At 33.7% G+C, this 13,719-nt stretch carries 15 protein-coding genes; 5 read left to right on the forward strand and 10 right to left on the reverse strand.

Features of this window, described 5'->3' with window-relative positions:
• Window positions 1-116: 116 nt before the first annotated feature.
• Window positions 117-686, forward strand: a complete 570-nt coding sequence (locus tag CHLWT_RS07515; RefSeq protein ID WP_112000229.1) for a hypothetical protein — start codon at window positions 117-119, stop codon at window positions 684-686.
• A gap of 20 nt (window positions 687-706) precedes the next feature.
• Here the strand turns inward: CHLWT_RS07515 and CHLWT_RS07520 are convergent, their stop codons facing one another.
• From CHLWT_RS07520 to CHLWT_RS07565, 10 genes are all read right to left on the reverse strand, one after another.
• Window positions 707-1,450: a TonB family protein gene (locus tag CHLWT_RS07520; protein ID WP_112000230.1), complete on the reverse strand. Its 744-nt coding sequence runs from the start codon at window positions 1,448-1,450 to the stop codon at window positions 707-709.
• Window positions 1,416-1,799 (reverse strand): TonB system transport protein ExbD, encoded by a 384-nt coding sequence (exbD, locus tag CHLWT_RS07525; RefSeq protein ID WP_063997760.1) that lies wholly within the window; start codon window positions 1,797-1,799, stop codon window positions 1,416-1,418. Before exbD ends, CHLWT_RS07520 begins: the two co-directional genes overlap by 35 nt.
• Entirely contained in the window at window positions 1,793-2,215 is a 423-nt protein-coding gene (gene exbB / locus CHLWT_RS07530; protein ID WP_112000231.1) for a TonB-system energizer ExbB, read from the reverse strand. Before exbB ends, exbD begins: the two co-directional genes overlap by 7 nt.
• A gap of 10 nt (window positions 2,216-2,225) precedes the next feature.
• Entirely contained in the window at window positions 2,226-3,017 is a 792-nt protein-coding gene (locus CHLWT_RS07535) for a class I SAM-dependent methyltransferase (protein WP_112000232.1), read from the reverse strand.
• Window positions 3,014-3,742 (reverse strand): ABC transporter ATP-binding protein, encoded by a 729-nt coding sequence (locus CHLWT_RS07540; protein WP_111948047.1) that lies wholly within the window; start codon window positions 3,740-3,742, stop codon window positions 3,014-3,016. The genes CHLWT_RS07535 and CHLWT_RS07540 overlap by 4 nt, the downstream gene beginning before the upstream one ends.
• The gene (locus CHLWT_RS07545) at window positions 3,739-4,713 is read right to left on the reverse strand and encodes a FecCD family ABC transporter permease (RefSeq protein ID WP_112000233.1); all 975 of its coding nucleotides are present in this window, start codon (window positions 4,711-4,713) and stop codon (window positions 3,739-3,741) included. Before CHLWT_RS07545 ends, CHLWT_RS07540 begins: the two co-directional genes overlap by 4 nt.
• Complete coding sequence (locus tag CHLWT_RS07550) at window positions 4,700-5,713, reverse strand: ABC transporter substrate-binding protein (RefSeq protein ID WP_170253171.1); 1,014 nt, start codon at window positions 5,711-5,713, stop codon at window positions 4,700-4,702. The genes CHLWT_RS07545 and CHLWT_RS07550 overlap by 14 nt, the downstream gene beginning before the upstream one ends.
• Window positions 5,714-5,807: 94 nt before the next feature.
• Entirely contained in the window at window positions 5,808-7,811 is a 2,004-nt protein-coding gene (locus CHLWT_RS07555) for a TonB-dependent receptor plug domain-containing protein (protein WP_112000234.1), read from the reverse strand.
• Window positions 7,812-8,069: 258 nt separating this feature from the next.
• The gene (locus CHLWT_RS07560) at window positions 8,070-8,684 is read right to left on the reverse strand and encodes a non-canonical purine NTP pyrophosphatase (RefSeq protein WP_111948044.1); all 615 of its coding nucleotides are present in this window, start codon (window positions 8,682-8,684) and stop codon (window positions 8,070-8,072) included.
• A gap of 36 nt (window positions 8,685-8,720) precedes the next feature.
• The gene (locus CHLWT_RS07565) at window positions 8,721-9,359 is read right to left on the reverse strand and encodes a TVP38/TMEM64 family protein (RefSeq protein WP_112000235.1); all 639 of its coding nucleotides are present in this window, start codon (window positions 9,357-9,359) and stop codon (window positions 8,721-8,723) included.
• Between the two features lie 182 nt (window positions 9,360-9,541).
• Between CHLWT_RS07565 and CHLWT_RS07570 the strand changes: the two genes are divergently transcribed.
• Genes CHLWT_RS07570 through pheA form a run of 4 tightly spaced genes read left to right on the forward strand, consistent with a single transcriptional unit; the run spans window position 9,542 to window position 13,717 of the window.
• A complete protein-coding gene (locus tag CHLWT_RS07570; RefSeq protein WP_112000236.1) occupies window positions 9,542-10,606 on the forward strand; it encodes an LptF/LptG family permease in 1,065 nt (354 codons plus the stop codon).
• A gap of 57 nt (window positions 10,607-10,663) precedes the next feature.
• The gene (gene lysA / locus CHLWT_RS07575; protein ID WP_112000237.1) at window positions 10,664-11,875 is read left to right on the forward strand and encodes a diaminopimelate decarboxylase; all 1,212 of its coding nucleotides are present in this window, start codon (window positions 10,664-10,666) and stop codon (window positions 11,873-11,875) included.
• Window positions 11,875-12,648 (forward strand): HAD-IIA family hydrolase, encoded by a 774-nt coding sequence (locus CHLWT_RS07580; protein ID WP_063997750.1) that lies wholly within the window; start codon window positions 11,875-11,877, stop codon window positions 12,646-12,648. The genes lysA and CHLWT_RS07580 overlap by 1 nt, the downstream gene beginning before the upstream one ends.
• Window positions 12,641-13,717: a prephenate dehydratase gene (gene pheA, locus CHLWT_RS07585; protein WP_112000238.1), complete on the forward strand. Its 1,077-nt coding sequence runs from the start codon at window positions 12,641-12,643 to the stop codon at window positions 13,715-13,717. Before CHLWT_RS07580 ends, pheA begins: the two co-directional genes overlap by 8 nt.
• The last annotated feature ends 2 nt before the right edge of the window (window positions 13,718-13,719 follow it).

A 13,719-nucleotide genomic window follows, 5' to 3' on the forward strand; every position in this document is an offset into this window, starting at 1 on the left:
AATCCTTTGATAAATTTTTAGCAATTGTATCAAATTTTTGCTAAAATACCATATAAGACAAGCCTTAAATCAAATCAAATTTGAACGATATTATATAAAAGTTCTAAGGAGAAATTATGCAAATCAATACAGCTTTAAACAGATATGATCAGACATTTGCCACTAAAAGTTCTACTTTTAGCACAAAAGATAAAAGCATAGATGAGCTAAAACAGATGGGTGCTAAAGGTATAAGCACTGCGTATTTTATGGAATTTTCACAGCAAAGCTTAAGTATATCTTCAAACAACACAGCAGCTCAAAGCTCACTTATGGATATACTTAGTGGTGCAAGTGAAAAAGGAAAAGAATTTATCTCTAGTATGGCTTTGCTTAGTGGATATAGCGGTAAAGACATAAGTACTATGGATCAAAATGAGCTTAAAGATTTAGTAAGCGAAGATGGATTTTTTGGCATTAAGCAAACAAGCGAACGCATCGCAAATTTTGTTATAAGTGGCGCAGGAGATGATACAAATAAATTACAAAAGGGTTTTGAAGGTATGAAAAGAGGTTTTGAAGAGGCTAGCAAACTTTGGGGCGGAAAACTTCCTGATATATCAAATCAAACCATAGACAAAGCCATACAAAAAGTTGCTTCAAGGATCGAAGAGTTAGGCGCAAATGCACTTAATATAAATGCTTGAGCTTTAAATTTAGTAGCATTTTACTTGAGTTCAAAAGCGATATCAAGTGAAATTTGATACTCGCTATCTACTTTTGGAAAGTTTGAACTCGCATTTTTCAAAGCTTTAAGAGCTGCGGCATTTAGTGAGCTAAAGCGGCTCTGTTTTTTTAATCCGTAGCTCTTTAGCCCATTTTTATCCAAGACAAACTCCACTTTTACCACGCCTTGTTGCCCTAGTTTTCTTGCTGCTCTTGGATAAGTTACGTTTTTGACGATCTCGTTTTTTATCTTTATAAATAGCTCATCATCACTTTTTAGATAAATAGGCTTTGAGATATCGCCGGTAGTAGTTGTTCTTTCATCTTGCAAAAGAGCGCTTGAAGTTGTATTTACGTCTATTGCGTTTTGATCTGATGCCGTTTTTTGGGTTGTATTATCTGCTTTATTTGAAATGTTTTCTTTTGGTGTTTGCTTTTTTTCCACTTTTTTTGGTATAGGTTTTTTAGGAGTTTTTGGGTTAGGTTCTTGTTTTGGCTCTTCTAGTTTTTTAGCCATTTCTGGAATAGTTGTTGGCTTCTTGGCTTTTTCATCACTTTTTACATTGTCATTTAAAGCTTCAAATTTATTGAGAGATAGCTTAAGGCTGTGTTTAGTTTGCTCTTTTGGAGTTTTGATATCCAAATTTAGAGCGTAAGCAAAAACGCAAACGTGCAAAACGACCGATATCAAAAACGCTAGTAAATTTATACTAATCGTTTTTTGTGACGATGGAGAAATTCTCATGGTTTTTCTCTTTTAATATATCAATGATCCACACGAAAGTCTCAAATTTACTCTCTTTATCGCTTTTTATCTCTATAAAATCACTATTTTCTAGTTTAAATATTTCGTTTTTTAAGGCTTCTTTATCTACCAATCTGTCATTAAAATATAAGTTATTTTCTTTATCTACGCTTATTACAATCTGGCTTTTTTCTATATTTTTTATACTAGAATCTGCATTTGGCAAACTTAGCTTTATGTGTCCGCTAGTTATAAACGTCGATATGCTAAGCACAATGCAGAGCAATACTAGCATAATATCTATAAAAGGAACTATATTTAGACCATCATTTTTAGGAAGTCTCAAAATGTTTCCTCAAATTTAGCGAGTAAAACATCTACTTTTCTATTTAGCAAATTATATACCGCCAAAGTTGGGATCGCCACTGCGATACCAAGAGCGGTAGCTTTAAGGGCTAAAGAAAGCCCTATCATTATAGTATTTGCGTCTATGTTTCCTGAGGCACCCATATCATAAAACGTTATCATTATCCCACAAACCGTCCCTAAAAGCCCTACGTAAGGAGCGTTTGAGTATATCACATACAAAAAAGTTAAATTTTTAGTAAGCGCTATCTCAAGCTCTTTAACACTCTTATAATGCTTAGTATCGATCAAGCTATAAAACAGAACTCTTTCTATGCTAAAATATAGTGCGAAAAAGCTCATAAAACCAAGAATTCCCATAATGACAACATTTTGTTTTAAAAACAGAACCACTTCCATAATGCAAACCTTAAACTAAAATTTCTATAAAAGCCCAATTCATTTCTTTATATATAGTGCTGTTTTTTTCATAATAAACTCTTAAATTTTGCTTATCAGCTTCGCTCAGATTTTTACCATAACTCCACTGCACTGCAGCGATAAACTCATCAAAACTACTAGCTTTAAATTTACAATCACTATGGCTTATAAAATCAACTTTTGCAAGATAACCCATCTGATAAAGTATGTTTAAAATATAAATATAATCAGGCTTTGGATAGACTTTATCACTTAAGATATTGCTTATCTCATCGCCTAAAAAACTTCTTCCGATATTGTAAGTTATATAGACTGCTTTATTTGCTTTGCTAATAAGCTTTGTTAAAGCGTCTTTTGCATCATCTACTTCAAGACACCTTGAAGCAGTGACTATGTCGCATTTTGGAAGATCTTTCCAGCTATCTTCAAATGATATCTTTTTAACGCTTACATTATCTAAATTTAAATTTTTTGCATTTTGCTTGACGCATTTTAGCATCTCGTCGCTATAATCGCAGCAAAGTACGTTTTTAGCATCTTTTGCAAGTCTAAGTCCTATAGTTCCAGGGCCACATCCCATATCTAAAACACTAGTAGAACTATCAAATTTTATCTTAGAGATAAAATCATCAACGTAATGACTTTTATGCACACTTTCATTCATACTAGAAGCTTTTTTATCCCAGTCCGCACTACTTTTTGGCTTAAAAGTGCTTATCTTTTTTTGCTCTATATAAAGTCCAGCAAAATCTATCTCATCGTAATTTGAACTCATCATCATAGTAACTCCTCATATTTTTTATAATCAACTCCATATAATTTGGATATCAAAGAGCTATCTAAAAGCTCACTAGCAGTGTCTCTAAATATCTCACCATTTTTTATCAAAATCGCCCTTCCACCTATAAATCTAGCGTGTCTTGGGTGATGTGTGGTTATGATAAAATCATACCCGCTACTAGCGACCATTTTTATCATCTCTAAAAGCCTTATTTGATTGCCAAAATCAAGCCCGTTTATAGGCTCGTCCATTATGATAGTTTTTGCTCTGCTAGCTAGAGCTCTAGCTATCAAAACAAGCTGCTTTTGTCCTCCGCTAAGGTTTAAAAACTCATCATTTACTAAATTTAATATACCAAGACTTTCTAAGGATTGTATAGCTATAAGTCGGTCATTTTTAGAGTAGTTATCAAAAAGCCCTTTATACGCAAGTCTTCCCATCAAAACCATATCAAGTACGCTATAGTTAAACGGCGTGAAATTTGATTGAGGTATATAGCTTATAAGACTTGCTAATTCTCTTGAACTAAAAGAACGTAAATTAGCTCTGTTTATCAAAACATCTCCGCTAAATTTGATAAGCCCCAAAATAGCTTTTAAAAGGCTCGACTTGCCAGAGCCGTTTTCACCAAGTATATTTAAAATTCCACCCTCAAACTCAAAACAAATTTGCTTTAATACCTCTTTTTTAGCATATTTCACGTTTAAATTTACTAACTTTATCAAGCTCTTCTCCTAAGTAAAACAGCTAAAAATATAGGGATTCCAAATAGGCTTGAAACTATACCAATAGGAACTTCGTAAGTAAAAAGCTCCCTACTTAAAAGATCACAAACAAGCAAAAACAAAGCTCCTATAAATGCCGAACTAAACAGCATAGTGCGTGAGTTTGCCCCATAAATAAATCTAGCTATATGAGGCACGATAAGTCCTATCCAGCCTATGATTCCAGCTAACATTACGCTTAAAGCAGATATCAAAGTAGCAAAAAATATAACACAAATTTTAAGCATCTTCACATTTACCCCAAGACTTTTTGCTTCTTCTTCGCCCATACTAAGAGCGTCTATCTGCTTGCCAAAAAGTATAAGAGATAAAGTACCAAAAACCATAGGTATAAAAACGACAAAAACAACTTCTTTTGTAGCAAAACTCAGGCTTCCCATAAGAAAATAAGTTATCGCAGGAAGTGTTTCATTTGGGTCTGCTGCGTATTTTAAAACTGCTAAAAACGAGCTAAAAAGAGAGCTTGATATAACGCCGCCAAGAACTAGCATTATCATATTTTTACTTTCGCCAAACAGAGCAATGATCACTGCTAAAAAAACAGCGACAAAACCAAATATAAAAGTAAAAAGCATCTGATAAAACACACCAAAACCCATCACCATAGCAAGTGCCGCGCCAAAACTAGCACCACTCAAAACTCCAAGGATAGACGGACTTACTAATGGATTTATAAACATATTTTGATAAGCACCACCTGCTACGCCAAGAGCCGCGCCTATGATGATAGCTGCGATCACTCTAGGAAGTCTTATATCAAGCACGATAACAGAAGCAGGAATTTGCTCACCGCTAAAAATCCCCGTAAAAACTCTCAGATATTCACTCATACTTATATCAAATTTACCATTAATCAAAGATATAACGCTAAATATAACAAGCAGAGCAAAAATAAAACTAATTTTTTTCATTTAATATAAAATCCAGATCGTCTTTACTTAGATCCACATACAAAAATAGCCTGTAAAACTCACTAGCTTCACGCCTTATATCTAAGCCTAAAGCGTCTTTATGCAAAACGTCTATAAGCCATCTAAGCCCTAAAAGCTTTGTAAAACTAGCAGGTTTTCCTACCCACGAAAAAGGGCTTCTGGGTATGAGATAGACTCTTTTATTTTTTACTGCGTTTATCAAGCTCCACTTTTTATCACTCCAAATTTTATCAAAAAATTCCTTTTCATAGACTAGTATGACTTCAGGGTTTGCCGCTAAGATCTTTTCAAAATCCGCCTTTACTCGGCTCATTTTGTTTTTCGATTTACATTTAAATTTGGCACTGTCTCCACCTGCTAGATCTACTAGTTTTATAAAACTTGAGCTTCCGCACTCAGTCTCAAGCCCATCACTACCAAAAGCGTAATAAACGCTTGGTTTATCTAAACTTAGTTTTGCTAAACTATCAGCCATTTTTTGACTTTGGTTAGCGTAAGCTATCAGCTCATCTGCTCTTTTTTGGTTGCCAAAAACCTCTCCAAATGCCTTGTATAATTCAACTCCAAAGCTATCTTCATCATCTATATACAAAACTGGGATTTTTAAAGCTCTAAAAATTCCTCCGTATTTTGGATCGTCTTTTGTGCTTCTGCTAGTTATGATGAGATCTTGTTTTAAGCTTAAAACCATTTCGATATTTGGCACTCTACCTTGTCCGTAAAATCCACCTACAACTGGCAAACTATACACATTTTTATCAAGATATCTTTTTTCGATATCCCAAAACTCAAAAACAAGTCCTGCTATCAAGCTTTTATCAAAGCTATAGAGGCAGTAGAGCAAAGTCGGATTGCTCGCATAGACTTTTTTGATATTTTGCGGATTTAAATTTTCGCAGTTTTGACACTCAAATTTACCTAAAATCAAACTCGCATTAGCCACTATAGCTAAAAAACACAAAAGTATAAATTTAAACATAAGGCATTATCCTTCTAGCGTAATCTTTTAAAATTTCTTTATGGCGTTTGTAGCTTAAAGCTGCTGGTTTAAAACGCAAAGATCCCGTGTCTCATTAGTATTTGTACCTCGCATTAAACACGAAAGTTCTACCATTTTCATAATAACCATCTGTATAAGCATAAGCTTTATCAAACAAATTCTCAACACCTAAATCAAAACTAAGATTTTTTGTAGCATCATAGATAAGCTTTAGATTTGTCACTGCAAAACCTGCTGGAGAGTAAGTGCCGTCGCTATTTGATTTGGCACCAGTTTGTCCATACTCGCTCAAATAAACTCTAAATTTAGAGTTAAGTTTGAGATCTGCATAAGCAAAGAATTTATGTTTTGGGATATCTGTAAGATATATGCCCTCTTGCTTTGCGTCTGAATGCATATAAGTATAGTTTGTTCCAATTTTTAGGTTATCAAGAAGCATAGCATTTGCTCCTAGCTCCACACCATAAATTTCAGCTTTGCCAACATTTTGGTTTTGTTCTAGAGCCCCTACTTTTATGGCTTCGATCTTGTCACTAATATCTGAGTAAAATAGTGCTGAACTAATATCAAAGCTATCAAAGTCTCTTTTGTAGCCTATCTCATAATTTAGTGATTGCTCCGGAGCTAAATTTGGGTTTTGTAAGTATCTATTAAATCTTGAACTATATCTTTCCTTTAGCGTAGGAAAATATGTCTTTTTAGCAAAACTTGCATAAATGCTGTCTTTATCATCAAAACTATGCTCTAAAAGTGCTTGATAGTTAAATGCGTCATCGTCTTTTGTAGGAAAGTTAAATAGATAGTTAGCTGATCCACCCCACTCAGGCACTCCAAATTCCTGAGCAGATACGGCGTCTCTTTTATCATATCTAGCGCCAATGGTTAAAGACGTCATCTCACTAAAACTATATGTATCTTCTATAGCAAAGCTATACATCCTATCTTTGCTTTTTTGCCACGGCTCATTATTCGTAGGTAGTTTTGGATATAGATTGCGTTCTTTATGGACATCCTCTTTAAAACTAGGGGCAAATTTGATAATATTATTATCGCTTGTATTTACACCTACTTCAATCCCGCCGCCAAAGCTATAATCATCATAATAGCTTACCCATCCTTGCTTTGCTATGGTATTAAATTTGCTATTAGCCATATTTTGTAGCTCATTTATAAATTTATCATAGTAAATTTTGCTTTTGATATACCAGCCATCAAACTGAGTATCTGAGAGAAAATACCAACTCTCTTTATTCCAATCAGGCCAATACCAATACCTATCTTTTCCTAAGCTATTTGGATTTTCTCCTTGATAAATTTTGCCTGTTTTATCACCTTCTTGTTTAGCGTAAGTAAGGCTATACTCGTCCGTATCATTTGGAGTAAAACCTGCTTTTAGCCCTATCTTTTTATCTCTTGTTTCATTTGAATGGCTAAGATCAGTAGTTGAATATATACCATCAGGAGTAGGACCGTTGTAGCCTTCTCTAAATGAGCCAGTAGCTTGCAAATAAAACTTTTCTTGCTTAGTTCCTACTCTAAAATCCTCTCTGCTATCAAATAAATTTTTGCTAGCTTCGCCTTTTGTGGAGCCGTATTTCATACCATAGTGAAGTTCTGCTTCAAGCTCTTTTGTAGGCTTTATAGAAACTAAATTTATAACGCCGCCAAGCGAGTTTGGTCCGTATAAAACACTACTTGCGCCTTTTGAAATATCGATTTGAGATAGATCTGCAGTCGTAAATCTACCAAGATCCATATTTCCATCGTATGGTACGTAAGCAGGAATTCCATCTATATAAATAGGAACTCTAGTAGAAGTAAATCCACGTACGTTTATCATACTTTCATTTCTGCTACCACTAGCACCCTTTATGCTAACTCCTGGCGTAGCTATAGCGACGTCTGTTACGCTGATAGCGTTATTTAGCTCCATCTGGGATTTTGAGATCTTTTCTACACCGGGGGGGGGTGTAGCGTTTTTGTTGGTGCTGATCTCGACTACACCAAGATCAAATACATCATCAGCTCCAAATAAAACAGAGCAAAGAGCAAAGCTTAAAAATAGATGTTTTTTCATATAAATTCAAATCCTTTCAAAAATTTAGATTTGTTATTATAACTATTTTTTTAAAAATAGTAAAATTTATATTTTAAGTTTTATTTATCTATATATAGATATTTTATCAGTATATTTTATTAATTTCATAAATTTGATAAACGAAATTAACATAAAATTTAGTAAAGCGTTATATTTATATTCTACACATTTTATATATTTTTGTATATTTTGTAGATAATAAGTCTAAATTTTTATATAAATTTAGACTTAACTGGATTATTTGTAGTGTTTGCTAAGACTTTTTAATATGTATCTTGCTAACGCAAGCCCACGAGATCTATGGGAAATAGCTAGTTTTACGCTCTCATCTAACTGACTTATTGTTTTATCATATCCATTTGGTATAAACATAAAATCATACCCAAATCCATTATCTCCAAGCTCTCTATCAATAACCTTGCCATACATAAATCCATGCGTACTAAACTCACCAAATTTACTCACGACTGCTATACAAGCAGTATAAAATGCTCTGCTTTTTTTAAGCCCGAGTTTATGAAGTTCACGGGTAAGCTTTTCTCTGTTGCTTGCATCAGTAGCACGCTCACCGCTATATCTAGCTGAGTAAATTCCTGGCGCAAAACCAAGCGCTTCTACGCTTATCCCACTATCATCACTAAGACTTACAAACTCATTTTCAAGTCCAAGCTCACAAAGCTTTGTATATACTGCTCTTGCTTTTATAAGCGCGTTTTCCTTAAAGCTTTTTCCATTTTCTTCTATTTCAAAAGGCTTACAAATTTCACTCAAGGCATAAATTTCATAATCCTTATAAAATGCTTTTATCTCTTTTACTTTATCTTTATTGTTTGTCGCAAGAACTATTTTCACGATTTTTCCTTAAAAAAGTAGAATTTTAGGCTTAATCTAAGTTTTATCTTTTTCATAGATCTTATCATATCCAAATCTTAGAACAACAGATAAAACAACCAAAACAAACACCCAAAAAACAGCCCAAAAGAACTTTGTCGAGCCTATATCAGTTACGTTTAAACCTAAATTTAAAAAGACAACGCTACTTATTATTTTGCCTAAAAAGCTTCCCCAAAAAAATCTCCAAAATTTAAAAGCAAACGCTCCAGCAAAATAATTTATAGCGTTATATGGGATAAGTGGGATAAGTCTAAGTAAAAATATAGTAAAAAACTCATCTTTTATGAAAGCTTTTTTAAATTTATTCACATCAAAAAATCTAGCCAAAAAGTCCTTGCCTAAATATCTGCCTATAAAATACATAATAACCGAGTTTATAGCAACTCCTACCATAGTCAAAACAAGACCTTTAAAAAGACCAAAAAAGACTCCGCCAACTACAGCTAAAACAGCTGCTGGAAACATAAAAATAGGTAAAATAATCCATAAAAGTATATAAATAATCTCACTAAATTTACTCTGTTTTTCTATATACAATCTTAGAGTTTGGGTATCTAAATTTAAATAAACAATTACGCAGATACAGCACAAAGCAGAAAACACACAGAATTTAACGATATTTTTATTTGTCATTTTTGACCTATTTATCTATTTTATTTTTACGAATAATTTTGATATATACACATAAAAGACCATAAAATCAAAGCCGCCTACGTTTATACAGATAAATTACTGGCAAATTTTAGCTTGTTTTAGTTAATAATTTAAGTCAAATTTTGCTAAAATCGAGCCTTAAGTTACAATTTGGATATATTATGAAATTATTTGCAAGATATACTAGCGCGGTTTATTTAAAATACTTTTTTATTATTTTTATAGCTTTAGAGCTATTTTATGTAGGTATAGATACTTTAACGAATTTAAAAGATTTTCCAAAAAGTGCAAATTTAGCTCTCATTTATGTTAGTTTAACAGCACTTACGGCGGTAAATTATGTATTGCCTCTAAGCCTTATTTTTGCACTCATAGTCTCAAAAATAAATATGATAAGAAGCAATGAACTAGTCAGTTTTTACTCACTTGGCATTAGTAAAAACGCACTTATAATGCCACCTTTTCTCATCTCTTTGTTTATAACGTTTTTCTACATTTTTCTTTCAGCCACGCCATTTGCCTATGCTAGAGATTACCAAAAAAATCTGATGAATTTCCAGTCTTCTTCAAGCATATCTAAAAATAGTATATTTTTAAAATACGAAAATAAATTTATATATATCGAGTCCTTGCTTCCTGAGATAGGAGTTGCAAATAACGTCAAGATATTTGAGACTACAGATAGCGAGATAACAAGTAAGATATTTGCAAAAAAGGCTGATTTTAAATACAATGCATGGGCGCTACAAGGTGTTTCTATCATCACTTTACCACAAAATCTTGACCTAAATAAAAGCGGTTATACAAAAACTGAAGAAAAAGAACTTCTAGTTTTAAACGGATTTAAACCAAAAACAATCGACAACATATACCAATCAAACTCTAATTATTCAATTATCGATGCCATAGACTCTCTTCTAGCTCTTAAAAAAGAAAATTTGAATTTAAATAAAATCAAATCAACCCTGTATTCTTTACTATTTTTTCCGTTATTTGCACCACTTATGGTGATGATATTGTATTATTATCTACCAGTCACAGGTAGATTTTTTAATCTAGCTCTTGCTAGTTTTATACACATTATAGTTACACTTTGCTTATGGGGAGTTTTATTTGTGCTTATCAGATTTAGCTCAAATGGAGTGATAATTCCTGAAATCGGCATCATAGCACCTATAATTTTACTAGCCATTTTTGCATTTAAAAAGTTTTATCAAAATAGTTAGCTTTTTTTTAGACAAATTTAGATAAAATAGCGACCAATTATATTGTTTGGAGACGCGATGGATTATTTACTGCTTGCCAAAAAGTATGGTACGCCACTTTATGCCTATGATTTTGACTATATAGAAAATCAATATAATAAATTAAAAAAAGAATTTAACGCTAGAAAATCTCTCATAGCTTACGCGGTTAAAGCAAACTCAAATTTGAGCGTTTTAAAACATATCGCTGCTCAAGGAGCTGGTTTTGACTGCGTGAGCATAGGTGAGATAAAAAGAGCGCTTATAGCAGGCGCACAAAACTATAAGATCATATATAGCGGTGTTGGTAAAAGCGATGAAGAGATAGAACAAGCTCTAAATTTAGATATCTTGATGCTAAATTTAGAAAGCGATGAAGAGATGAAAAGAGTGGAGTTAATAGCTGAAAAACTAGGCAAAATAGCTAGAATTTCAGTACGCGTAAATCCAAACGTAGATCCAAAAACGCACCCTTATATCTCAACCGGACTTAGCGAAAATAAATTTGGAGTCAGCATAGATAAAGCTCGTAAAATGTATCTCTACGCACATAAAAGCAAATTTTTAGATCCGATCGGCATTCATTTTCACATAGGAAGTCAGCTAACAGATCTATCACCAGTAGTCGAAGCAGCAAACATCGTAAGCAAACTCTTAAGAGAGCTAAAAGCTCTTGAGATAGATATCAAATTCTTTGATGTAGGGGGCGGCGTTGGTATCAGATACGATCAAGAAAACGATCCTGATCTATACGCTTATGCTCAAGGAATTTTATCAGCGCTAAAAGGAATGGACGTAACCATAATCTGCGAACCAGGAAGATTTTTAGTAGGAAATTGCGGAGTATTTATCACAAAAGTACTTTATGAAAAAACAAATGACGCTAAGCCTGAGTCCCGTAAAAGATTTGTGATAGTAGATGGCGCGATGAATGATCTTATTCGCCCTAGTCTTTATGAAGCATATCATGAGATAGACGCTTTAAAAAAAGGCAAAGGTGAGCTTTGCGATGTCGTAGGGCCTGTTTGCGAAAGTGGAGATTTTTTAGGTAAAAACATAAGCTTACCAGAGCTTAGCTCAGGAGATATACTAGTCGTAAAATCAGCTGGAGCTTATGGTTTTTCAATGTCTAGCAACTACAACTCAAGACCAAGAGCCGCAGAGATTGCGATAAAAGGCGGAAAAGATAGATTGATCCGCAAAAGAGAGAATTTCGAAGATCTAATTCAAAATGAAAAAGAGTTTATATAATGTATTTCATAGACGTACAAGGCACACTTATAAGTGATAGCGATAAAAGCCCTATAAATGGAGCTTGTGAGCTTATAGATATCTTAAATTTAAAAAACATTCCATATGTTGTTATCACAAATAACACAAAAGCAAAAAGTGATGACTTTTTAGAAGGATTGCGTAAAAAAGGATTAAATATAAAAGATGGCGCCTACCTTGATCCATTTTGCGTTTTAAAAGAGGCGTTAAGTCCCTCAAATGTAGCGATGTTTGGAGCGAGTGAGTTTATAGCCACTATGCAAAGCTTAGGATACGTGCAAGATCTAAAAAATCCAAAAGCCGTACTCATCGCTAGCTGGGACGATTTTAAATTTAGTGATTTTGCTAGTATAAACGAGCTGATATTAAATGGAGCTGAGTTTATCGCTATGCATGAAACTAGCATTTACAAAAAAAACGGACGTCTTTATCCTGGAGTAGGAGCAATAGCTGCTATGGTATCATACTCTACAGGAGCTAGCTATAAGGCGGTTGGGAAACCTAGTATGGCATTTTATAACGAAGCCTTAAGGCTCATAAATTTACAAAAACAAGGCATTAAATTTAGCGATATAACTATCATTAGCGACGATGCAAAAGGTGATCTTGTAGGGGCAAAAGAGCTTGGAATGAAAACTATTTTAGTACTAAGCGGTAAAGTAAGTGACGTGGCAAAAACAGGCGTAAAAGAGAATATAATAGATCAAATTTATAAAGATGTACAAGATTATATAAAGGTTATAAATGCTTAGCATTGATGATTTAAGAGTTAAAATAGACTTGGTTGATGACCAAATTTTAACTCTACTAAATGAGAGAATGGATTATGTCAAAAAAATCGGCGAATTAAAACAAAACTCAAAGACATCTATATACCGCCCTGAGCGTGAGCGCGCCATACTTTCGCGTTTAGAAAGCCAAAAATATAATCGCTTAAGCAAAGAGGCCATAGAGGCGATTTATTTAGAAATTTTTGCAGTTAGCAGAAACCTTGAAATGCCTCAAAAAGTAGCATTTTTAGGGCCTATTGGCACATACACACATCAAGCGGCCGAAAGTAGATTTGGCGCTATGAGCAACTACACCCCACTAGCCACTATAGAAGCAGTTTTCAAAGAGCTAAATAACGGCGAAGCAAAATACGGCGTAGTACCTATAGAAAACAACACCGAAGGAGCCGTAGGTATAACGCTTGATTGCCTTGGAAAATATGAAAAAGTAAAAATTGTAGCTGAAATTTATATGGATATTCACCATAGTTTTGTTAGTATAAATGAAAATTTAAAAGATATAAAAAGAATTTACTCACATCCTCAAGGATACAATCAATGCAGAAAATTTCTAGAAGATCATAATCTAAGTGAGATAGCGTTTATCCCAACAAAATCTACAGCCGAAGCCGCCCTAAAAGCGTCACAAGATAGCGAGTCTGCTGCCATCTGCTCGAAAATATCAGCAAATATAAGCAACGTTCCTATAATGTTTGACACCATAGAAGACAACCTTGCAAACCGCACTAGATTTTTTGTCTTAAGCGATTTTAAAAACCAAAGAAGCGAACACAACAAAACTAGTATTTTAGCAAAAACAGACCATAGACCAGGCGGACTTATTGAGCTACTTTCTATGTTTAGAAACGAAGGTATAAATTTGACGAAATTAGAAAGTCGTCCGGTGAAACAAAAAGACTTCAAAACGGTATTTTATATAGATTTTGAAGGACATATAGATGATGAAAACGTACAAAGAGTTATAGAACTAGCCAGTAAAAACAACCATGAAATTCATTGGCTAGGTAGCTACATCAATCAAGAAGGATAAAA

The organism is Campylobacter hyointestinalis subsp. lawsonii (genome assembly GCF_013372165.1).
In the GTDB taxonomy this organism is placed as follows: domain Bacteria; phylum Campylobacterota; class Campylobacteria; order Campylobacterales; family Campylobacteraceae; genus Campylobacter; species Campylobacter lawsonii.